This window comes from Flexibacter flexilis DSM 6793 (genome assembly GCF_900112255.1).
Taxonomy (GTDB): Bacteria; Bacteroidota; Bacteroidia; order Cytophagales; family Flexibacteraceae; genus Flexibacter; species Flexibacter flexilis.
Window position 1 is genome coordinate 100835 of the sequence record NZ_FOLE01000001.1, and the last position, 24310, is coordinate 125144.

The 24310-nt window shown below is 42.1% G+C and carries 18 protein-coding genes; 9 read left to right on the forward strand and 9 right to left on the reverse strand.

Features of this window, described 5'->3' with window-relative positions:
* Positions 1-155 precede the first annotated feature (155 nt).
* The 7 genes from BM090_RS18865 to recR all read left to right on the forward strand — a co-directional run bounded on the left by BM090_RS18865 (position 156) and on the right by recR (position 10384).
* Positions 156-482, forward strand: coding sequence for a DUF6787 family protein (locus BM090_RS18865; RefSeq protein ID WP_091505620.1), 327 nt, complete (start codon positions 156-158; stop codon positions 480-482).
* Positions 483-808: 326 nt separating this feature from the next.
* Positions 809-2407 (forward strand): apolipoprotein N-acyltransferase, encoded by a 1599-nt coding sequence (lnt, locus tag BM090_RS00365; RefSeq protein ID WP_245756657.1) that lies wholly within the window; start codon positions 809-811, stop codon positions 2405-2407.
* A gap of 29 nt (positions 2408-2436) precedes the next feature.
* On the forward strand, positions 2437-2823 hold the full coding sequence (locus BM090_RS00370) for a response regulator (protein WP_091505623.1): 387 nt from the start codon (positions 2437-2439) through the stop codon (positions 2821-2823).
* Between the two features lie 7 nt (positions 2824-2830).
* Entirely contained in the window at positions 2831-6250 is a 3420-nt protein-coding gene (locus tag BM090_RS00375) for a PAS domain S-box protein (RefSeq protein ID WP_091505626.1), read from the forward strand.
* A 198-nt stretch (positions 6251-6448) separates the two neighbouring features.
* Positions 6449-8428, forward strand: coding sequence for an alpha-ketoacid dehydrogenase subunit alpha/beta (locus tag BM090_RS00380; RefSeq protein WP_091507735.1), 1980 nt, complete (start codon positions 6449-6451; stop codon positions 8426-8428).
* 735 nt (positions 8429-9163) lie between these two features.
* Positions 9164-9748: an acyltransferase gene (locus BM090_RS00390; protein WP_091505630.1), complete on the forward strand. Its 585-nt coding sequence runs from the start codon at positions 9164-9166 to the stop codon at positions 9746-9748.
* A 30-nt stretch (positions 9749-9778) separates the two neighbouring features.
* Entirely contained in the window at positions 9779-10384 is a 606-nt protein-coding gene (recR, locus tag BM090_RS00395; protein ID WP_091505632.1) for a recombination mediator RecR, read from the forward strand.
* A 131-nt stretch (positions 10385-10515) separates the two neighbouring features.
* Here recR and BM090_RS00400 read toward each other — a convergent pair whose 3' ends face one another.
* Positions 10516-11139, reverse strand: a complete 624-nt coding sequence (locus BM090_RS00400) for a T9SS type A sorting domain-containing protein (protein ID WP_091505635.1) — start codon at positions 11137-11139, stop codon at positions 10516-10518.
* Positions 11140-11285: 146 nt separating this feature from the next.
* The gene (ahcY, locus tag BM090_RS00405; protein WP_091505638.1) at positions 11286-12593 is read right to left on the reverse strand and encodes an adenosylhomocysteinase; all 1308 of its coding nucleotides are present in this window, start codon (positions 12591-12593) and stop codon (positions 11286-11288) included.
* 129 nt (positions 12594-12722) lie between these two features.
* Between ahcY and BM090_RS00410 the strand changes: the two genes are divergently transcribed.
* On the forward strand, positions 12723-13253 hold the full coding sequence (locus tag BM090_RS00410; protein ID WP_091505640.1) for a hypothetical protein: 531 nt from the start codon (positions 12723-12725) through the stop codon (positions 13251-13253).
* 4 nt (positions 13254-13257) lie between these two features.
* Here BM090_RS00410 and BM090_RS00415 read toward each other — a convergent pair whose 3' ends face one another.
* The 5 genes from BM090_RS00415 to BM090_RS00435 all read right to left on the reverse strand — a co-directional run bounded on the left by BM090_RS00415 (position 13258) and on the right by BM090_RS00435 (position 20915).
* Positions 13258-14175, reverse strand: a complete 918-nt coding sequence (locus BM090_RS00415) for a metal ABC transporter solute-binding protein, Zn/Mn family (RefSeq protein WP_091505643.1) — start codon at positions 14173-14175, stop codon at positions 13258-13260.
* Between the two features lie 27 nt (positions 14176-14202).
* Complete coding sequence (locus BM090_RS00420) at positions 14203-15756, reverse strand: sensor histidine kinase (RefSeq protein WP_091505645.1); 1554 nt, start codon at positions 15754-15756, stop codon at positions 14203-14205.
* 38 nt (positions 15757-15794) lie between these two features.
* Complete coding sequence (locus BM090_RS00425; protein WP_091505647.1) at positions 15795-17744, reverse strand: ATP-binding protein; 1950 nt, start codon at positions 17742-17744, stop codon at positions 15795-15797.
* Between the two features lie 66 nt (positions 17745-17810).
* Positions 17811-18587, reverse strand: a complete 777-nt coding sequence (locus BM090_RS00430; RefSeq protein ID WP_177199795.1) for a GNAT family N-acetyltransferase — start codon at positions 18585-18587, stop codon at positions 17811-17813.
* Positions 18588-18692: 105 nt separating this feature from the next.
* Positions 18693-20915 carry a PAS domain-containing protein gene (locus BM090_RS00435; RefSeq protein WP_177199796.1) on the reverse strand — a complete coding sequence of 741 codons (2223 nt, stop codon included), beginning with the start codon at positions 20913-20915 and terminating at the stop codon, positions 18693-18695.
* Between the two features lie 396 nt (positions 20916-21311).
* Here BM090_RS00435 and BM090_RS00440 point away from each other — a divergent pair, with 396 nt between their 5' ends.
* Positions 21312-22001, forward strand: coding sequence for an XRE family transcriptional regulator (locus BM090_RS00440; RefSeq protein WP_091505653.1), 690 nt, complete (start codon positions 21312-21314; stop codon positions 21999-22001).
* Positions 22002-22251: 250 nt separating this feature from the next.
* On the opposite strand, the gene BM090_RS00445 is transcribed toward BM090_RS00440, so the two are convergent.
* Both BM090_RS00445 and BM090_RS00450 read right to left on the reverse strand, forming a co-directional pair.
* Positions 22252-22980, reverse strand: a complete 729-nt coding sequence (locus BM090_RS00445) for a pirin family protein (protein WP_091505655.1) — start codon at positions 22978-22980, stop codon at positions 22252-22254.
* 62 nt (positions 22981-23042) lie between these two features.
* The gene (locus BM090_RS00450) at positions 23043-24287 is read right to left on the reverse strand and encodes an MFS transporter (RefSeq protein WP_091505657.1); all 1245 of its coding nucleotides are present in this window, start codon (positions 24285-24287) and stop codon (positions 23043-23045) included.
* Between the last annotated feature and the right edge of the window lie 23 nt (positions 24288-24310).

Here is a 24310-nt window from a genome sequence, read left to right on the forward strand (position 1 = left end):
TGTTTAACGAATAACAATCCATCTTCCATGAAGGTGGATTGTTTTTTTGTATAGCTCCCCAAATGCCTTGCTACCAGTAAAGAATATAATAGGCTTGGCAATTCAATTAACAATCCCTACCTTTCGCGGCATTCTGGTTATTTTTTGATGGTCTGATGGCTCAAAAACCTACATTTTCAATCTTACAGACCTTGCGTCAACGTTGGGGCGTATCTTCTGTCGGGCAAGTGCTTGTCATTTTGCTAGTGTTTGCGTGTACAGGCTTTTCGGTAATGTATTTGAAACGATGGGCTTTTGCTCAGTTGGCATTTAATGAGAATACCTTTTGGCTTTGGCGCGTGATAGCCTTTTTCGCAGTGCTAATGGCCTACCAAATTATTTTGTTAGCCTATGGCACATTATTTGGGCAATTTCAATTTTTTTGGAATTTTGAAAAGCGAATGGTGCGGCGTATTGCCTCATGGTTTGGCATAAAAAAATAACCCAAACAACTTCTTTTATTTCAGCAACTTACGGCATATTTCACCAATACAATTCACCTAGAAATAACACTTTTGTATTAGTTTTCTATGTGGCTATACCGCATTCGGCATATCCCAAAAATATTTTTTTGAGGCTCTCCCCTACCCAACGATATCACAACATTAGGAAGAATCTTTATTTTGTTTAAATTTTCAAACTAAAGTAATATTTTCGTCAAAAAACAAATTTCATTACAAGACCGCACCAAACAAACATTATAAATTGTAGTTTAGTGGGCTGCTTCAAGCTATTTTTTAACAAAATCAATACTAATAATAAATTTACAGTGCAAGTTTTAAATAAAATCCCGTTGTGGCTCTTGGCAGTGCTGGGAGCAGTGTTATTGTGGGCTGGTTGGCCTATGTCGCCTTTGCCTATTTTTTTGGCCGTAGGCTGGATTCCATTACTCATGGCCGAACAGCGCATAGCCGAAAACGACTATCAAGGCCGCAAAGGTTGGCGATTTTGGCGCATTACTTATTTGTTTTTGTTGGTCTGGAACGCCCTTACTACGTGGTGGATTTGGCACGCTTCGGAGGCTGGCGGCGTGTTTGCGATTTTAGCGAATGCCGCTTTGCAAAGTATTCCCGTGGCGGCGGCGCGTTGGAGCAAGAACCGTTTGGGCAATCCTGATTGGGCGATTTGGTTGCTGCCAGCCTACTGGATTGCCTTTGAATATTTGCACTTGAATTGGGATTTGTCGTGGTCGTGGCTTACGCTCGGCAACGGTTTGGCCTATTGGCCAGTGTTGGCACAATGGTACGAATATACGGGAGCATTGGGCGGTTCGTTATGGATTTTGAGCCTTAATATCCTGATTTTCAAAATATTTTTTGCTAAAGAAAAACCCAAAACAAGCCATTGGCTGACGACGACGGCAGTATTAATCGTGCCTGTACTATTTTCTGCGTTTTTGTATTATTCTTACAAAACTCCTGAACAGCAAGCCGAAGTAGTGGTAATTCAACCAAACATTGACCCATACACCGAAAAGTTTGCAGACAGCCCTAATTTCATTCCGTTGGAAGAACAAATCGCGCGTTTTATTCAGCTTTCAGAAGAAAAAATAACGCTCCAAACGCAATGGGTACTTTGGCCCGAAACGGCAGTAGATGCATTGGTGGGAGAAGAAAATATTGAAAATGAGGCGATTATTCAGCAAATACAGGAACAATTTTTAAAGCGTTACCCACACGTACATTTACTTACGGGCATCACCAGTTACAAGTTGTATGAAGATGCATCGACCTCACCCACAGCGCGTTATAAAGCTGGTATCGGCCACTATGACGTATTCAATACGGCACTGCATTTGCAATACGGCAAACCGACACAGATTTACCATAAATCCAAACTCGTGCCTGGGGTGGAACAAATGCCATATCCTGCGGTTTTTAAGTTTCTGATGAGTTTTGTAATAGATTTGGGTGGCACGTCGGGCGGCATGGGCAGCCAAAGTACACGCACGGCCTTTGCTACGCCCGCTTCTGTGGTCGCGCCTGTGATTTGTTATGAATCCATTTACGGCGATTTTACGACGGGTTTTATGCGTGATGGGGCTAATTTTATTGGCATTATTACCAATGATGGTTGGTGGAAAAACTCACCAGGCCATCGCCAGCATTGGGCTTATGCTTCGCTGCGAGCCATCGAAAACCGCCGCGATATTGCGCGTTGTGCCAATACTGGTATTTCGGGGTTTGTAACGGGCAGAGGCGACCGCCAACAAGCAACAGCCTACTGGACGCAAGCCGTACTTTCTAAGCAAATAAAATTAAACAACGATAAAACATTGTACACGCGTTTTGGAGACTACATTGGTATTCTGGCGGCAGTGGCTACATTCGGATTATTTTTATTTTCTTTGGTCAAAACCAAACACTAACCAACCCAACTAAACCTTCTCTCCTTACAATGAAAAAAGATACTTTGATTTTTGTAGCCGACGATGACAGGATCATACTTACAGCGATTACGCGTTATTTACACAAAAAAGGCTTCACGAATATCAAATCGTTTACAAATAAGCAAGATAGCCTTCTTTCTTTAGTGCAAGAGCAACCCCAATTATGTATTATTGATTATCTGCTAGGGGAAGAAAATGGCTGGGAGCTTTGCAAAGAAATACAACATATCGTCCCGACGGCAACCATGGTACTGCTTAGTGGCCAAGACGATGTGAGGCTGACGTTTCAGTTTATCCGTGAAGGACTTCGGCACTACATTGCCAAAGATGAAACAATGTTTGATACGTTAGATGAGATTTTGCAACAACTCTGTTTTTACAATACACACAATTAACTAACCAATGATCGAAGAACAACAATATTCACCGTCGAGCCGCATAACCAGAGCGTATATTTTGAGCTTTCTGTTGATCGCTTTCTTTGCGCTATGTGGTTGGTGGTTGGTGGAGTATTTGTTGAGCAATACGGCACACGATAGCACTGTTATCAATATTGCGGGGCGGCAACGAATGTTAAGCCAAAGCATTACTAAAAATATTGTTTTATTAAGCCAAAATGCAGAAAATAATTTCCTCATAACCAACGAACTAGCAACAAACACAAAGCAGTTTAGGAAAGCACATCAATTATTAACTCAAGATATGCCTCATTCCTCTGCAGAAATCCGTGATTTATTCAGGCAACTTGAGTCAAATTATCAGGTCATTAGTAAATGTGCCGAGCAATCAATACAAAATCCCAAGCAGGCAGGACAGGTTTTACAAAAAATATCGCAAGCCGAAAAACCTTTTTTGCGAACAATGGACTTGATTACGAACCAATTCGAGCGGGACAACAAAATAAAGTTAGAAAAGCTCGAACGTATCGAATTACTGTTATTGGTCATTACATTGGTTACTATTGCCTTTGAGGTGGGCTATGTTTTTTATCCATTAACCAAAAAATTAGATATATATTGGAGAGAAATAATCTTATCCAACCACAAACTCAACAGCATCAATACGGAGTTGGAGGAAATGACCAACGCCCAAAAAGAAATGGAAGTGTATATCGAAAATACACTTTTACAACTTCAGGCCGTGTTGGATTCGGCTACCGAAACGCTGATTATCAGCACTAATTTGCGTGGGGAAATTATTTTTTTTAATAAAGGGGCTGAAAAAATATTGGGCTATGAGGCAGAGGAAATTATACGGAAACAAACGCCTCTTTTTTTCCATGACACCAAAGAAGTTGCCATTTATCGGCGTGAACTGGAAACTGAATTTGACAAAACCCTAACAGCCCTAGATACACTTACTTTTAAAGCCAAACAAGGCGTACCCGAAAGCCGTACATGGACATACAAAGCCAAAGGAGGACGCAACGTTTTGGTGAGGGCTAATATTACCTGTATTTATAACGCCCAAGGCAGACTGACGGGATTTTTGTGGAGTGGCTCGGACATCACCGACGACCACAAAACCAATATTGCTTTAGAAGCACAACAAAAACTTATTTCGGCCATTACCGAAACAATGCCCGACATTTTGTATGTATTTGACATTCAAACGAAATCAGCCATTTACATTAACCAAGAAGTAAAAAATATTTTGGGCTATGAGCCGAAGGATATTTTGGAAATGGGTTCTGCCATGACCGAAACCATTATCTATTCGCAGGACTTGTACCTGATGCTCAAGCATTACAGACTTTTGGGAAAAAACAGGCATATCAATACCAGAGGCTTTAATGTGCGAGCTGTCCATAAAAAAGGCGATGTAATTTGGTTGCATTTGCGCAGCGCGGTGTTTTCTAAAGATGTCAACGGCAACGTAACCCAAATTATTTGCATTGCCCAAGACATCAGCGAAATGCAATGGGCCGCCGAACGCCTCGCCGAGCGCGAACAACAATATCGTTTGGCTCTGTCTGCGGCAAATGATGGCATTTGGGATTATAACCTCAAAACCAGAGAGTTATATTTTTCTCCGCGTTGGAAAGAAATGTTGGGCTACACAGAATCCGAATTTCCGAATACTTATGAGGCTTGTTTTGCTGCGCTTTTGCCCGAAGATGCTGAATTTGCAATACAAACACTCACCGACTTTTTGAAAGGCAATAGCCCCGACTTTAAAATTATTACACGATTCAGACACAAAGACGGCTCTGTGCTGCATATTTTGGCGCGTGCCATTGCTATCCGCGACGAGAGTGGCCGCACGATTCGCGCCATCGGTGCTAACACAGATATTACGGAAGTAAAACGCACAGAAGAAGCACTCATTAAGGCCAAAGAAGAAGCTTTGCAACTAGCCAAAGCCAAACAAATGTTCCTCTCGACCATGAGCCACGAGATGCGAACGCCGATGAACGCCGTCATTGGGATTACGCATTTGCTCCAACAAGAAAACCCGCAACCCAACCAGATTGAAAATCTCAAAACATTACGTTTTGCGGCTGAAAATCTGCTGGTTATCATCAACGATATTTTGGATTTTAGTAAAATTGAGGCAGGCAAAATCACCTTTGATTCTTCGCCATTCAATATTCACGAACTTATTTTGGGAATTAAAAAATCATTTGATTATCAGGCCAACGCCAAAGGAATTGAGCTTAATTATTTGATTGACCCAATGATTCCGCCAATGCTATTGGGCGACTCCGTTCGGCTGGGACAAGTGATTACCAATTTAGTAGGTAACGCCATTAAGTTTACGCAAGAAGGAGCTGTAAACATGTTGCTTACCTGCCAAAACAAAACAGACGATACAATTAACATTGAATTTGCGATAAGCGATACAGGTATTGGCATTGCCGCAGACCAACTCGACCATATTTTTGATAGCTTTACACAGGCCAGTTCGGACACAACCCGTAAATTTGGCGGTACGGGTTTGGGCTTGGCCATTACGCGCCGCCTTTTACAACTTCAACACAGCGATATTCTGGTAACCAGTGAATTAGGTGCTGGTTCTGTTTTTTCATTCAAACTAACATTTAGCGTGCATCATCAAAAAGAAAACGAAGCCAACACCCCAAATACAGAAATAGAAATTCCGTTGGAGGGATTACAAATTTTGTTGGTAGAAGACAACGAAGTAAACCGTATGATTGCCATTAAGTTTCTCTCGCGCTGGGGCGTACAAACCGACTCCGCCGAAAATGGCATGATTGGCGTAGAAAAAGCCCAACAAAAGAAATACGACATTATTCTGATGGATTTGCAAATGCCCGAAATGGACGGAATCGAAGCCACACAACACATTCGGCAAGACGCTAATTGCCCCAATCAACAAACGCCCATTATTGCGCTGTCTGCTGCATCCATTGACGAGATAGCCGAACAAGTACAATCTTCGGCCATGAACGATTATATCAGTAAGCCTTTCAACCCTAAGGATTTGCGTAGCAAAATAACCCTCTACGCCCAAATAGCCATGACCAAAAACGTAATAAATACCGAACGCCTCACCGAATTTTCGGTCGGAAATCCGCAGTTTGTGAAGCAGTTGCAGAAATTATATTTTGATACTTTCTCCGAATTTGAACAAAAACTTTCCGCCGTTGTGGCCGAAAAAGATGCCAAACAAATTCGATTTATGGCACACAAAATAAAACCTTCGGTCAAAATGCTTCAGATAGAAGGCTTTGAAGAGTTGGAAGAAGCCTTAGCCAATGCCATCGAACAAAACCCAGATTCAGAATTGGTAGAGCAGAAACACAAAGAACTCTGCACGCTTTGCCAAAAAGTAGTACAAGAACTGAAAGAAAGTTTATAAAAAATTGCCTTAACCAACGCTTGTGAAAATTCACAGGCGTTTTTTTATTTTGTAAATAATCCGTGCGGCAGTTCTTTCTACTCCACATAATTCGGAAAAACCGCTAAATTGCCGCCCAATTTATACACCACATTTTCAAAAACATCTCATTATTAAGACTTTAATTGCTATATGGAAACAGTAGCCGTAACGCCAGCCATGGCTTTTGATAGAAAAAATTATAGCGACGAAACGCTCTTGCACTTGTACAAAGAGTTGTTGTTGCCGCGCATGATAGAAGAAAAAATGCTCATTTTGCTGCGTCAAGGCAAAGTAAGCAAATGGTTTTCGGGCATCGGGCAAGAAGCCATCGCCGTAGGCCTTACCTGCGCTTTGCATTCAGACGAATATATTTTGCCATTGCACCGCAATTTGGGCGTGTTTACAGCTCGCCAAATGCCTTTGGCGCGTTTGTTTACGCAATGGCAAGGCAAACTTTCGGGATTCACCAAAGGCCGCGACCGTTCTTTTCACTTTGGGGCAAACGAATTTCATATCGTAGGCATGATTTCGCACTTAGGCCCGCAAATGTCGGTAGCTGATGGCATCGCTTTAGCCAACGTGTTGCGCAAAGAACCTAAAGTAACGGCCGTTTTCAGTGGCGACGGCGGCAGCAGCGAAGGCGAATTTCACGAGGCCATCAACGTGGCGGCGGTTTGGGATTTGCCTGTTATCTTTTTGGTAGAAAACAATGGTTACGGACTTTCTACGCCAAGCAGCGAGCAATTCCGTTGCAAACAATTCATTGATAAAGGCATCGGCTACGGCATTGAAGCCGTGCAAGTGGACGGCAACAACATTTTGGAAGTTTACGACACTATTTCCAAACTGGCCGAAAGTATGCGCGAAAATCCGCGTCCGATTCTGCTCGAAGCCATGACATTCCGTATGCGCGGCCACGAAGAAGCCTCTGGTACTAAATACGTTCCGAAAGAATTGTTTGAGATTTGGGAGAAAAAAGACCCCGTAAACAACTACGAACAATATCTTTTGCAAGAAAAAGTGTTGGATGCGGCCAAAATCGAAGCCTTCCGCGCCGAAATCAAACACGCCATTGAAGCTGGTTTGGAAACGGCTGCCGCCGAATCTATGCCGACGGCCAGTGCCGACACCGAACTAACGGACATGTACCGCCCTTTTACGCCCGAAATCGTCGCACCCAAATCGGAAGCTAAAAGCGAACGCCGTTTCATTGATGCCATTTCCGACGGCCTACGCCAAAGCATGGAACGTTACCCAGAAATGGTGATTATGGGGCAAGACGTGGCCGAATACGGCGGCGTTTTCAAAATCACAGAAGGTTTTGTGAGCCAGTTCGGAAAAGCGCGTGTACGCAACACGCCACTTTGCGAGTCGGCCATCGTGGGTGCAGGCTTGGGTCTTTCTATCAAAGGTTATAAATCGGTGGTAGAAATGCAGTTTGCAGATTTCGTTACGTGCGGATTTAATCAGATAGTCAACAACTTAGCCAAAACACATTACCGTTGGGGACAAAATGCTGACGTGGTGGTTCGTATGCCTACGGGTGCGGGCACAGCCGCAGGGCCGTTTCACTCACAATCCAACGAAGCATGGTTTTTCCATACGCCAGGCCTCAAGATTGTGTATCCGTCCAACCCCTACGACGCGAAAGGCTTACTTTGTGCGGCCATCGAAGACCCGAACCCAGTCATGTATTTTGAGCATAAATTACTGTACCGTTCCATTGCCGACCAAATCCCAGCCGACTATTACACGTTGCCAATCGGCAAGGCAGCTTTGGTGTCGGAAGGCTCGGACATTTCGATTATTACCTACGGAATGGGCGTGCATTGGGCAAAAGAAATCATGAGTCAAATGCCTGACGTAAGTGCCGATATTTTGGATTTGCGCAGCCTTTTGCCTTGGGACAAAGAAGCCGTAGCGGCAACAGTTCGCAAAACAGGCCGCGTATTGGTAGCACACGAAGACACGCTTACGGGCGGCATCGGTGGCGAAATCGCCGCATGGATTGCCGAAAACTGTTTCCAGATGCTTGATGCGCCAGTCTTGCGCGAAGGCGGTTTGGATACAGCCGTGCCATTTGCGCCGCCATTGGAAGCAGTATTCTTGCCAAAACAACGCATTCGCGAAAAAATAGAACAGCTTTTAGCCTACTAATAAAAGGTTAAAGCAAAACCAAACCCCCAGTCTGTCAAGTTTTCTTGCAGGCTGGGGGTTTGGCTTTTTAGCATACAACTATTACAAATAGCACTTTACATATATTATTTTCAGAGTTGGGCTCTAACAACAAATATTATTTGAATATATTTTTTAATTATAATTAAGCTCACTCTCCTACCTTATTTATTTTCTCAAAATTCTTATATCCTATTGTAATTGCCACCAAAACAGGAATATGTAAGATATTCATAACAACCATTTCTGATATTTCAAATCTTCCATATCCAGACAAACGTATTAAGCTTTCCCACAGATAAGTACATATAGGTAGGCCATAAAATGACAAAAATCTAAGAAATTTACGATCTCGGACAAACTTAAAACAATTAAAAAAAATAGTTAAAATTTGAAGATTATACAATAGTGCAAAGAGTATAAAAAGAGTTATTGCCAGTGCTCTATATTCATCTTGGTTATCGTTATTTGATTTACACGAAATAATTACAATTAATATTGCAATAAAAACAAAACAAATAGTTGTGGCAAGAATAAACATTTTTAAAAATAACCTTAAAATCTGTCTAAACATTTTTTATATTAAATTAAAGTTTTGACATGAAATATATTATATTACTCACAAAAAAGCAAAAACACAAAATCCCACCCCTCAAACCCTTTTTGGGTATTTTCGTTTGATTTCATGATATTTGTATTCCAGTAACACAAGAAAAAATGAACGAAGCGAATAGCTATTTTGCGCACCCAACCGCCATTATCGACGAGGGTTGCAGCATTGGCGCAGGTACCAAAATTTGGCATTTTGCACACATTATGCCACACTGCCAGATTGGCGAAAACTGTAATTTGGGTCAAAACGTAGTGATTTCGCCACAAGTAACATTGGGCAAAAACGTAAAAGTCCAAAACAATGTATCCATTTATACGGGTGTCATCTGCGAAGACGATGTTTTTCTTGGCCCTTCGATGGTTTTTACCAACGTCATTAACCCACGCAGTGCCGTAGTTCGCAAAAACGAATATCGCCCCACGTGGGTACGGCAAGGCGCAAGCATCGGCGCGAATGCCACCATTGTTTGCGGCCACGAAATCGGCGCGTATGCCATGATTGGCGCGGGTGCTGTCGTTACGCACGATGTACCAGCCTACGCGCTGTTGGTCGGCAATCCTGCCCGCCAAATCGGCTGGGTAAGTGAGTACGGACATCGTCTGCATTTCGACACCGACGGCGCAGCCATTTGCCCCGAAACAGCCCAACAATACCGCCTGCAAGACGGAGCCGTGCGCCGCATTGCCTAACTTTATTTTTCCCAAAACGAACAAAACACTGTGAATAGTTATCCTTCCAAGCTCATCGAAAACGCCGTAAACGAAATTGCCAAACTGCCCGGCATTGGCCGCAAAACGGCCTTACGTTTGGCCTTGCATTTGCTCAAAAGCAAAGAAGAAAATACGTTTTCGCTTACCAATGCCCTGACCGATTTGCGCACCCAAACGCGCTATTGCAAGCAATGCCACAACATTTCGGACGAAGAAATATGCGGCATTTGCCAAAGTGCACGCCGCGACCGCACGCTTTTGTGTGTGGTAGAAAATATCCCCGACGTAATGGCCATTGAGAATACAGGGCAATATTTCGGGCAATACCATGTGTTAGGCGGCATTATTTCGCCAATGGCGGGCATTTCGCCTTCCGACTTGCATATTGACTCGCTCATTGAGCGCGTGCAGCACAATGAAATTAAAGAAGTGATTCTGGCACTTAGCTCCACGATGGAAGCCGACACCACGAGTTTTTATATTCAGAAAAAACTAAAGCCTTTGAATGTAAAAATTAGTGTGATTGCACGCGGCATCCCCGTAGGCGGCGAGCTGGAATACGCCGACGAAATCACGTTGGGGCGTAGCATACAAGGGCGCATCAGTGCCGAGTAAAGACAAAAATAAAAGCGATACTTGGTTAGGTATCGCTTTAGATTATAAGTGGAGCGTGATAGAAATAAGTTGTTTTTTTGTGCAAGTAAAAAGGTTATTGTTACAATTCCTAAGAATTAACAAAGTTTTTTTTACTTAACAGCAATTTTCTTTACAACTCGCTGCGAACCCGCCATCAATTCGAGCAAATAAATGCCGTGTTGTAAGTTTTCTACCGAGAAATCAAGGCGATGACTACCCGCACCAAAACGAACTGGGCTTTCGTGACGAACCACACCACCCAACAAGTTATATATTTTCAATTGCACATCCGAAGATTGTGACAGCGCAAATTCTACTGTACCCGCAGTTGTAACAGGGCTTGGATAAACCGAAAAATTAGCCAAAGAAGCCATTTTTTCCGAAACGCCAGTCGTGGCATTTACAACAACTTTGCCTTTCATAGCCATACCCGCATGTGGCTTACATACATAATAAAAAGTGCCTGCTTCCGTAAATTTCACTTTGTTCGTACCTGCCGAAAAATCAAAACCACCTTGCAAAACAGTACTCCCATTAGCATTCCAAGTAGCTTCACTCACTTGAGAAGCAGTGTGATTACCTCCTACCACAAATTTAATAGTGTCACCAACATTAATGGTAGCAGTAGCAGGCGAAAAAGTAAACCCGCTTGTCGAAACTGTAACAGTTGTTTGGGCAATCAATCCCGAAATGCCCAAGCAAAAAAAGATAATAAGTAGTTGTAGTCGCTTCATAAAACAATGTTTTTAATTGAATATCAAGCGAATATAAAAGCATAAAAATTAAAATACAATTTTTACAAAAAATATTTTAATAAAAAATCCTTTCCGAGTGCCAAAACACCCAGAAAGGATTGTATTTATAATGCTAAAACGGCGACTTAGTAACGGTACATTTCTGCTTTGAATGGGCCTTGTACGGCTACGCCAATGTATTCGGCTTGTTCCGTAGAAAGTTCGTCCAATTCTACACCGATTTTGCCCAAGTGCAAACGAGCTACTTTCTCATCAAGGTGCTTAGGCAATGTATAAACTTGGTTTTCGTACTTGTCAGTATTTGTCCAAAGTTCTAATTGCGCCAACGTTTGGTTACAGAACGAGTTAGACATTACAAACGAAGGGTGGCCAGTTGCGCAGCCCAAGTTTACCAAACGGCCTTCAGCCAATACGATTACTTCTTTGCCATCAACGTTGTAGATATCAACTTGTGGTTTTACTTCCACTTTCGTGCTACCGTAGTTGTTGTTCAACCAAGCCATATCAATTTCTGTATCGAAGTGGCCGATATTACAAACAATCGCTTTGTCACGCATTTTGCGGAAATGACGCTCTGTAATAATGTTCATGTTGCCAGTCGCTGTTACGAAAATATCGCCAAGCTCAGCCGCTTTGTCCATTTTCATTACTTGATAACCTTCCATTGCTGCTTGAAGTGCGCAAATTGGATCGATTTCTGTTACAATTACGCGTGCGCCTGCGCCTCTCAACGATTTTGCAGAACCTTTGCCCACGTCGCCGAAGCCAGCCACAACAGCCACTTTACCCGCCATCATTACGTCTGTAGCACGACGAATCGCGTCCACACAAGACTCTTTACAGCCGTACAAGTTATCGAACTTAGACTTTGTAACTGAGTCATTTACGTTGATTGCTGGCAAATAAAGCGTACCTTTTTTCATACGCTCATACAAACGATGTACGCCTGTTGTAGTTTCTTCCGATAAACCTTTGATAGCAGGGATAAGCTCTTTGTATTTGTCGAAAACCATGTTTGTAAGGTCTCCGCCGTCATCGAGAATCATGTTAAGTGGCTTGCGGTCTTCACCGAAGAACAATGTTTGCTCAATGCACCAGTCAAACTCTTCTGCGTTCATGCCTTTCCAAGCATAAACCGAAATACCAGCAGCAGCGATAGCAGCAGCGGCATGGTCTTGAGTCGAGAATATATTACAAGACGACCAAGTTACTTCCGCACCCAATTCGATAAGGGTTTCGATAAGTACCGCCGTCTGGATAGTCATGTGCAAACAACCCGCAATACGTGCACCTTTCAAAGGTTTCGATGGGCCATACTCTGTACGCAAAGCCATCAAACCTGGCATTTCTGCTTCCGCCAAACGGATTTCTTTACGACCCCACTCGGCCAACGAAATATCTTTTACTTTGTACTTTTGATAGGTCTGAACCATAATCCTTAGAATAAATATGATAAGTGTTTAATTTTGCAAAATTAAATAAAATATCGTATCTAAAAACTAAAACACGTAGTTTTGAGTGCTAAGCGTAAGTTTTGATAGAAATTTCTTAAGTTTTTGAGAATGAATATTGTTTTTAAAGAATTGTTCCCCAACGGGGTATATCTGATAGATGAAAATGTACACTTTCATCCGCCATTAGCGCAAGAACCTGCGCCGCTGCCAGAGGCTGCACCCACACAACCCGAAGTACAACCCAAAAGTTTAGTATTGGAAGGAAATTTTGGTAGAAAAATTTTGGTACTATTTCAATCGGCAACACCTTCGTTGCCCGAAGCGGATTTAGCCGTCCTGACCAAAATGTTTTCGGCACTTACACCCGCAGTAAGTTTGGCGGAAATGGCTTTGCTCAACTTGTCCCAAAACCCAGATTTTAGTTGGGCAGATGTCCAAAACGAACTTGCGCCGCAATACGTGTTGGTGATGGGACAAGAAGCCGCCGAGTTTTCAGCAACAACCCAACATACAGTTTATCAGCATTTTAAGCAAAAAGAAGTAAGCTACATTCGGGCGGCGATGCCTTCGGAATGGTCGGGCAATACCGTAGAAATTCGTCGGCAATTTTGGGAACAGCTCAAGCAAATTTTTAACTAAAAAATTAGCGTAAAGCCTGCACGATAGTCCGCACATTGGCTTGCACCATGCCAATATACGTGCCTTCGGGCGTGCCTGCTGCGCCCATCGCGTCCGAAAACAATGTACCTCCTACCCTTACTTCATGGCCTTTGTCGCGGCAACCTTCTATCACGGCCTCAATGGCGCGTGGTGGCACGGACGACTCCACGAAAACGGCTTTTATTTTTCTTTCACAAATAAAATTCACTAAATCGGCCACATCACGCAAGCCAAATTCCGAAACCGTCGAAATGCCTTGCAAGCCTTTCACTTCCACGCGATAGGCGCGACCAAAATAACCGAAAGCATCGTGCGCCGTAATCAAAACACGCGCCTGCGGCGGAATCCTGTTCATTTCTTGTTTTACCCAAGTGTCGAGGCTGTCGAGTTGGGCGAGATATTGAGCAGCATTGGCAGCATAAAAAGCGGCGTGCACGGTGTCGGTGCTTTGCAGTTTGCGGCTCATTTCCTGCACGGTCATGCGCCAAAGTTGCACGTCAAACCAAATATGCGGGTCGGGGTGGTCGCCGAAAGCCTCCGAATAGTTGAGCATTGGACGCGGAATGCCGTCGGAAACCGCTACCACCGTTTTTTGTCGGGCTAATTTTTCCAACACTTCGGCCATTTTTCCTTCCAAATGCAACCCGTTGTAAAGTACCACATCGGCGCGGGTGAGTTTGAGCAAATCGCTTTGCGTGGCCTTGTACAAATGCGGATCAACGCCTGCGCCCATCAAGGCCGCTACTTCGGCACTGTCGCGCACGATGTTTTTGGCCGCATCGGCAATCATGCCCGTAGTGGCCAAAACGCGTAGTTTTCCGTCGTGGGATTTGTGGCCAGACACATGGCAAGCCGCCAGCATGGACAATAATACAACCCAAAGTATATTTGATTTCCGCATTTTTATATTCAATCTTCCTACCAATATTTAAACCTTGCTGCTTCCCAGCGGCCAAGCAATCGTAAAAGTACTGCCTTTTTCTAAGCGGCTTTGTACGCCGATAATTGCGCCGTATGCCTGCGCGATAGTTCGTACATAGCTAAGCCCCAAACCAAAGCCTTTGACGTTGTGCAAATTGCCTGTTGGCACGCGATAGAATTTATCAAAAATCCGCTTTTGCGCCTCAGTACTCATGCCAATTCCATTATCGGAAACCTGCAAAACCCACGTTCCTTGCTCATTGTAAGTACGCACGACAATGTGCGGATTGCTCGGCGAATATTTGTTGGCATTATCCAAAAGATTTTGCAACACACTGACAAAGTGCATTTTATCTACATTTATCAAATAATCAGTGGCTTGCAAATCGCTTTCTATTTGTCCATCGGCGGCCTGTACTTGCACGTTCATGTTCTGAATCACTTCGCGCAAAAGTTCGTGTGCGTCTATGAGTTCGGAACTAACAGGCCATTGGTCGCGGTCGAGACGAGCCGCTTGCAACACTTTTTCTATTTGCTGACTCATACGCTTGTTCTCATCGCTGATAATGTGTAAATAGCGTTGGCGAATCTGCAAATTGGCAACCATGTCGGGGTCTTGCAGTGCCTCGCAAGCCAACGAAATAGTAGCAACAGGCGTTTTAAACTCGTGCGTCATGTTATTGATGAAATCGTCTTTCATCTCCGAGAGTTTTTTCTGCTTAAGAATCGTATGAACCGACACACCAAAACCCGCAATCACTACGCCCACCAACACCAACGACGACCAAAAAACATAAGCCGTCTTTTTCCAAATAATCGTGTTTTGTTCGGGAAAATAAACCAACAAAAAATGTAACGTTCCTGTCAAATCATTGGGGAACAGTGCCGCACGCAATTTGGTTTGACGCAAAGCTTGTTCGTCATAATGCGGCTGCGTTACGAGCAAACCACCCGACGAAGGGTCTGTAATGGCAAATTCAAAAGGTTGGTCTATGCCCGCTTTACGCATTTCGATATGCAAAAGCGAATCCAATGCTTGCGGGTGTATGCGTTGCGAAATTTCGGGGGAAGAAAACACCATTTTGCGCAACAGATTCGTAACCACTTCTGTGCGACGAATTACTTTTTGGTCATCCACGCATTTGTCAGGAAAAACCGTATCCTTATACACCAACTGCGTATCCTTGTCGTGAATATTGAGTTGTAATACTTGTCGGTGGTGCTTGTGTCTGCGGCGGCCTTTGAACGGAAATTTTTTACGGCCACCCATGCGCGGTTTTTCACCTTCAAAAAATGGCTGAAAAAACATGGAGTCTGGCGGCATCGGCGGCGGCATAAATAACATATTATTTTCCTGAAAATCAATTTCTTGTGCAGCCAGTTTCTTCATCTCGTCTTGTTCGAGTTTCTGCGAAACTTTATGTATGGCCGTCAGGGCTTCGCGCTCAAATTGCTGTTGGTTCAGGCTGAGGGCATCTTTTACCCAAAGTACCTGAAAAATCAGCAAGCCCAGTGTGGCCAAGCTCATCAGTACAACAATATATTTGAGATTGTTTTTCATAGTCAATAAGTAACGAACATATTCTACCCAAATTGCACTTAGGCAAGTGGTAAGGTGAAGGCAATAACAAAGCCGCCATCGGGGGCATTTTGTGCAGAAATTGTGCCACCATTTGTCTGGGCAAAATCTTTGCACAAAATCAACCCCAAACCTGAAACTGTTTTTTGCCCTAATCTGGTTTGCTGTGCGTAATATTCTTTATCAAAAAGTTTATCTATCTGATTTTCAAGCAATCCTTCACCCGAATCTTGTATCAACACCTGACAGAAATTACCTTGTTTCTCGTGCCTAATTTTCACACGCTGCCCCGCTGGCGTATGCTTGAGCGCATTATAAATCAAATTTTGCAAAAGTAATACTGTCAGTTCTTCGTTGGCAACAACGGTAGTAGGCGACAAATTACTGTACAAAATTTCAACATTTTTCTTAGCAGCCTGCGGCTCTACGTTGGCAACAGCATCAGCAATCAACTTATTGATTTCCAATCGTATATACATTTTATATTCTGCCTGTTGCTGGCCTTTTGCCCACGCCAACATATTTTTGATGGAATAAGCCGTGTGATTGACGTGCAAATACATTCGTCCTATCAGTTCGCCACGCTCCTCATCCGTCATGTTACTTTTGCAGGAATCAAGTATTTTTATCATGGTCTGAACGGGCGTATTCAAATCATGGGCAATCAGATAGAAAAGTCTGTCTTTTATATTATTCGTCTGGGTTAATTCTTTGGTTTTTTGGGCTAACAGTTCTTTCTGCTGAATCATTTGCTCATTTTGCAACGAAAGTGTTTTGTGCAACAAATTGTATTTTCGGCTCGATCGATACAACCAATACAACAAACCCGACACCAAAATCAGGGAAGGAATCGTCAACCACAATATCAATTCTCGTTTATTTAGTTGGTGTTGAATGGCCTGATTTTGGGTCGCATGCTCCTGTACCAACTTCTTTTCTTTGAGACGATACTGAAAATCAGCATCAATAAATAGACTTTGTTTGTGAATTTGCTCGTTGAGCAGCGAATCAGAAAATTGCTTGTGCAACACCGAAAAATAATAAGCACGCTTATAGTCTTTCATTGCCTCATAAATCAATTGCAAGGTATGTGCCGCCATATTCATTTCACTAGTAGCATTTATTTCTTTGACCAACTCCCATGCTTTTTGGCCGTAACTTGCCGCCTGCACATATTGTTTTTGTGCCAACTTCACTTTGGCCATCCCCTGCCAAGCGAATGAAATAGCACGTTTATCATCTACGATAGTTGCCTCTTTTTCAGCACTTTGAAAACTAGCAAATGCCTTCTCTAAATGATGTTGGGTCAAATAAATTTCAGCTACATTGTTATAGCCATAGGCCAACCCGCCATGGTCTTGTGTTGAGTCTATAAATAAAACAATGGCATCTTGCTGCACTTTTAGCGCATTATCGTACTGCTTTAGCCCGTGCCACACATTGGCCAAACCGTTCAGTGTTCGGGCTATGTTACTACTACTGTGGGGTATTTTTTTATAATGCTCCAAAGCCAATTCATAATAATTTCTGGCCTTGTCGTAATTTTGTTGAATATAGTAAATGTTGGCTACATTGCTTAGTACTACGCCTTGTCCGCGCTCGTCGGCAGCCTTTTCAAAAGCTTTGCTGGCTAACTGAAACGTGTGCATGGCTTTCGGATAATTTCCTGTATTAGAAGCAATTAAGGCTTTTATATTCAGGGCGTTTCCTTGCCACTGCGGTTTGTTTTTTTGCTGCGCCAATCGCGCCAATCGTTCGGCATACACTCCTGCACTATCATAATTATTGCCCATAAACGAAATAGCAATACTTCTCAACGTTTGGGCTTTTACAGAATCAGGGATGTTGGGTTGGCGGAGTTGGGCTTGCCATTGGGCTAGGTCTTGCCCCCATGCAGATGGCTGTATTACACAGAAAATAATTAAAAAATAGAATCGGATAGACAAACTTTGTCTGGTACCTAAAATCATTGTGTTATTGTTTGTTATGTAAGTTAGTAGTCATTCGCGCAAATTACGCAAAAAACACACTAAACCCTACACCCCAAAAGCAATTACTTCGCAACAGATTTTGAAACCCAAACGTTGGTACATCGAAAGAGCAGCATCAGTGGCTTGCAAAACGCCTATTTTATAGCCTAATCCCTTTGCATAATGCAAGGCATGGCAAGTAAGCAGAGTAGCAAAACCCTTATTTCGGAACGCAGGCAACGTGGAAACAGAGTAAATTCCCGCTGTTTGGCTGTATTTGTCCAGATACAAATACAAAGCCGATACGGGCTTTTCGTCTTGATACCCCACCATCAAATTTATCTCCGTTTGGTTGGGGTGCAAAATAACTTGTGCCGCATTTTGGTAATATATTTGGGTCGCTTGGGGCTGATGAAAGGCACTCACGACCGTTATAAAATCTGTCAATTGTAGTGCATTACTTACGCGCTGAATTTGCAAAGTCGGCGCATTTTCATGCCAAAGCGAAAGATTTTCTAAAGAAATACTCATGCCTAAAGTAATGTCTGTGCAGCGTAACCCATAATGGGTTAGTTGTTGGGGCAAATGTGCGGGCGTATCAGAAGGGCTTATCCACCAACCAAAAGGCCATTGATTTTCGGAAAAAACAGCAAGAGCTTTTTCGATGCTTGGAGGAGTAATATTGCGCGTATGCGTAACGAAGTTATAGGCAGCGTCGGCAACACGGGCATTCATCAACCAAAATTCTTGGTTCTGAAGCAATTGTACTGTTTCTATTTGAGAGGGAATACAGGCCATGTAAGCCCACATATTAGCTTCCATTAACCTAGTTTCAGAATTCATGAGTAACGGAGAGGTAGGTAGTAACATACACTTTTATGGGGACTGAAGATACAACAGAAAAAGCAGTCACAAAAATTTATGACTGCTTTTTTAATAACAAAATAATTAAGCTAACTTCTGTGCCGTGTTTTCTAATTCTACGTGAGAATTTACTTTAGCCAGCACAACTACAGACACTACATTGTCTTGCTCATCAAATACAGGATTGTACTGAGTCAGATAAGAAAGTCCAAATGCTTGTTTTTCTACCTGGAATTTTTCGCCAGCAAAACACCTTTCATAATAGCGTTTTTGTTCTTCTACAACATCTGACGAAAACACCGATAAAATATTCATTCCTTTTTCAATAGATTTGCGACGTTGCGCCAAAAAGATTTCAGTGTATTGGTTATAAACCTGCACTTTAAAATCTTTGTCAATGGCATAAATCACCTCGTCAATCACATTTACAATGCTATTTGTATAATGTACTTGACGATGCATTTCTTCTTGTGTGGCGTGCAACTCTTCCATATTCTGGCGCAACTCTTCCTCTTGTGCGAGCATTTCTTCATTTTTTTGCTGCACATCTTGAAGTAACTCCTGCGTTTGACGTTCCAACGCAGCCATTTGCGTAATATCTTTAGTCATAATCACGACATATTCCACTTTTTTGTTTCTACCAAAAATCGGATTGTATTGCACCAAAAATGTGCTATCAAACCCTTCTTCTTTTTGCTGAAACGCCTCGCCTTCAAAAGCACGCACGTACAACTGACGATAACTGTCGTGCACTTCGGGCGGAAAACAATCAAAAATACTCATACCATTGGTGAGCGTAAGTCCCAAACCCATAAAAAAGTCAGAAGCCAATTGATTAAAGCGTTTTAACTGCAAATTAGGGTCAATCACAAAGATGCCATCGTTGAGCGCATTAAGTACACTATTCAAATATTTCGCTTGTTCAGTAGCTTCGTCTTGCGCTTTTTGCAAGTCATTGAACGTGTCGAGCATAGCTTCTTCTTGGGCTTTCATCATGGCGTTTTGCTCTTGCGATTCTACATAAAGTTTCTCTGCATTGGCCTTGGCTTTTACAATTTCTGTTACATTTTTGGCCAAAACCACCGCAGAAATAACTTGTCCATTTTTATTCAGAATCGGGTTGTATTGCACCTGATAATTATTACCAAAAATAGACTGAGCCATTTCATATTTTTCCCCCAAAAAACAACGCGTATAATATTGTCTATATTCGTTTTTATTTTCGGCAGGAAAGCAATCAATTACATCAGATCCTTTTTCAATATTTACACCCAAATTTTGAAAGAAATGCTTTGTATATTGGTTAAATATATCAATTTTAAGATCAGTATTTACCGTAAAAAGCACTTCGTCTATGGCATTAATAAGGTCTTCCATATAACGGCTTTGTCGGAACATTTCGTCTTGTGTAGCCTGCAATTCTTCCATATTTTGGCGCAATTCTTCCTCTTGCGCTTTCATTTCTTCGGACTGTTGTTGAGAAGTTTTTAGTAATTTTTGCGTTTGTACTGCTATTTTTGTAGAAGCAATCGAAGAAGCTATATTTTCAGCTACTTTTTCAATAAAAGCAATCTGATATGACTCAAATTTTTGAAATGCCGCTAACTCCAAAATGCCAATTACATTTTTGTCCATTTTGAGTGGCACCAATATCAAACAAGTAGGCGTAGCCTGCCCCAAACCTGACGTAATGCGAACATAATCCGTGGGAATATCTGTCATCAAGATGGTGTCTTGTTCCAAAAAACATTGCCCTACCAAGCCTTCACCAATTCCAATTTGCTTGCTAATGTACTTTTTTCGTTCATAAGCGTAGCAAGCCGTTAACTCTAAATATTTTTGTGAAATGTTATCATCGTTTAATATAAATAAAGCTCCTTGATTGGCTTTTACATATCGCACCAAATTCTGGATAATTGCGTCATTGAAAGCGGCAAAGTCTGTATAATGAGCACGCAAAATATCTGCAAATTTGGCCAAACCCTCTGTCGTCCAGTTTCTTTTGCGATCTTCTTCGGCCACTAGCATCAGTCTTTCGCGCATAAGCAAAAGTGCGTTTCCAAGTGTATCGGCTTGGCTACTAGGTTGGTATTGTGTTTGTAGTTGTCCTTGTCCAATAGCCGTAGCAAAATGGCTTGCATTGGCAATATTTTGGCCTAATTGGTTAGAAGCAGCGACAATTTCTACAAACTCATCTTGCTGTAATGGCAAGGGTTGGGTAACCGTTCCTTGTGCAAGTGTATTAAGATTATTGCTGATACGCTGTATTGGTTGCCAATACTGACGGCTGCTCCAAATTAGTAACAAAAGAAGAGATGGGATGACAATAATTGTTAGTATAATCAAATAATTGTTAGTATATTCGATATTACTTTTTGCCGTTTCCGAAAGGCCTAATTCTTGTTGTAATAAATCTGTATTTCTTATGTAAAAGAACGTAAGTAATACAAGCCAAATAAAAATAAAAGCAAACGCTAGTAAATTAAATCTACCTATTGAAGAACGTACATTAAAAAAATTAAACCACGATTTATTAGACATCGTATTTTCAATTTTTAGTACATCTACTATCATAGTAGTATTGTTATAATCAGATTGCATATTTCAAGAAATAATATTTGATAGATTAAAATAAAAATTTAACAAAATGTCAATTAAAATAACAAGCGGAATCATTTTTTTTAATTCAGTACCCTTTGATTTATGACCATCGGAAAACGCATACAAGAGCAGCGTAAAATTATAGGCTTATCGCAACAAGAACTAGCACAAAAAACAGGTACATCGCGCAGTCTCGTTGCTCAAATTGAAACGGACAAAACTAATCCAAATTTAGAATTTCTAACAGAGATTGTTAAAATATTTAACACAACATTTGAATATCTTATCACAGGCCAGCAACAACGTCCCGTAAACGTTCATTTAACTAACAACACGATAAGCAGAATTGACGCGCCCCAGCAAATAGAACAGTTGATCGGTACTAATCACTCCGAACATCTCATTCCTTTCTATAACATTGATGCGCTGGAGGTATCGGTAGATGAGCTTGAACCCAATAATATCATCCCTGATTTTTATTGGTCTATGCCTGGTTATAGAGGGTGTAAATCGTTGCCCGCTTGGGGAGAATCCATGACGAAGCTCATTTATCCTGGAGACATCATTGTATTTCGAGAAATACAAGACAAATCCATTATTAATTATGGCGATATCTATGTAATTATCACCCAAGACTACCGATTTATCAAATATATCCGAAAACACACTGATAAAAGTTATGTAATACTAGAAGCGGAAAACCGAGAATCGTATGAACCCTTCGAGCTTGAGCGCGATAAAATTATACACTTATTTCATATTAAGGCTTGGTTTAAAAGACACTCCATGTAAGCATAACATCCAAAACGCGTCAAAGAATGTTTCTTTGACGCGTTTTGGATGTATGGCAAACTCCTATATTTACTCTTTTTACAATACAAAAAAAATGATAAATACAACAAAACAATGTTATATAACCAACCTTATATTGCATTCTGCCCTATTCCAACAAAGTAATACAAACGTATGATTTTTCTAATAAATCATACAAAAAACGAATACGATACAAGAGGTAATCTTTCTCCAGCACAATATTTTGTTATTACCAATTACCTTGCATTGGTAGCTCCATCAAAAGCACTTGGCTGTCTTCTTGCGCCTCTATACTTACCTGTGCTGGCAACTGCGTAAGGCCTGCGGCATCACGATTGGCCAACACGTTATCAGCTATCGTTACTTTACCAGCCATCACGAAAGCGTAAATTCCATGTGAACGGTCGCGCACAGCACAGTCAATGGTTTTTCCTGCCGAAATCTTGGCAATCGAAAAATAGGCATCTTGATTTATCCAAAGAGCGTCTTTATCTTTTTCTATATCTGCCGAAACAACGGTGGTTATCGTGTCAGGTTTAATTTGCTCCACAAAACTTTTTTGCTCGTAGCGTGGCTTAATATTCAGCTTTTTAGGAAACAACCAAATCTGTAAAGTGTTGGCAATGGTCGTTTTAGAAGCATTAAATTCAGAATGGTGCACGCCAGTTCCCGCCGACATTACTTGCACCTCGCCAGCCATTACGGCCTCCTCGTTGCCCATGCTGTCGCGGTGCGCCAAGCCCCCAGCAATCGGAATCGTGATAATCTCCATGTTGTCGTGGCCGTGTGCTCCGAAGCCCTGACCACCCGCAATAATATCGTCATTCAATACCCGCAAAGCCCCAAAATGAATAGATTCAGGATTATAATAAGAAGAAAAACTGAAAGAATAATTAGCTTTGAGCCAGCCATAATCCGCGTGTCCACGCGCAGAGGCCTTAAATATTTTTATATTCATAACGATTGAATTTTGTTGTTAATACATTTATTGTATAGACACTTTTTGTAATAAAAAAGTTTTCAAACGCTCGCTTCATTTCCGACTATTTGGTGTTTGCGTTGAAAAGCATTGAGCATCACAAAGCCCATCAATGTTACGAGGCTAAAGACTATCAGCACATTCCAGAGCATCGCGAAGCCCACCCACTCCACCAACTGTGTACCCAAAATCGGGGAAATAATATGTGCCACCGAATACGCTACCGTATAAAGTGCCATATACTGGCCGCGTGTACTAGGACGCGACCGCTCTACCACAAAAGAGCTCATAAATGGCATGGCGAGTATTTCGGAAAATGAAATGATCAATACATACGCCACAATCGCCCACAAGGCCTGCGCTTCCACCGCCAAAATCAGGTACGACAACAACATTAGCCCCACTCCTACCATGATGATGCGCGTAGGCTCTGATTTATGTTGAAGTTTGTAAACCACCACCATCTCCACCAACACAATTACCACACCGTTCAGGGACATGAGCAAGCCGATCGAAAATTCGTCTAAGCCACAATTGAGTTTGTAATGAAGCGGCAGCGTAGAAAAAAACTGAAAAAAGCCCGTCGCATACAAACTCACCAGCACCACAAAAACCACAAAAAACGTGTCTCTATACGGAGAATTTTTGCGCTTAAACTCCTTTTGATCAGCTACATGCAATGTATCATGCGCATGCGTAGGAGGCACTTTTGGTAAAAATATTTGCAACAGAATACCTGCCGAAATGCAAGTAAGTCCATCGGCCACAAAAAGCCATTCGTAACTATAATGTGCCATAATGCCGCCCAACGTAGGCCCTAGAGCAAACCCCAAATTATTGGACAATCTACTCAGCGAATAGGCTCTTGTACGCGTTTCGGGCGTACAAAAATTAGCAACAGAGGCTGCATTAGCAGGGCGCAAAGCCTCAGAAGCAATCGCAGTAATGACCACCATCACGGCAACGGCTTCAAAGGTTTTGGCTAACACTAGCACCAGAAATAACATGCCACCCAAAACCAAACTACCCAATTGCACTTGCTTACAACCCCACGAGTCGGAAAGTTTGCCGCCAATGAGTGCGCCCACCACCGAACCCGCGCCAAACAAACTCAAAATAATACCTGATTGCACTACCGAAAAATGCAAATGGTGAGTCAGGTACACACTCATGAACGGCAATACCATCGTTCCACTTCGGTTGATGAGCATAATAAAAGCCAGCAGCCAAATGTTGCGCGGCAAACCACTAAAAGCATTTTTGTAGAGCGTATATATAGATTTCATGTTAATACAGTGTACAATGTTAA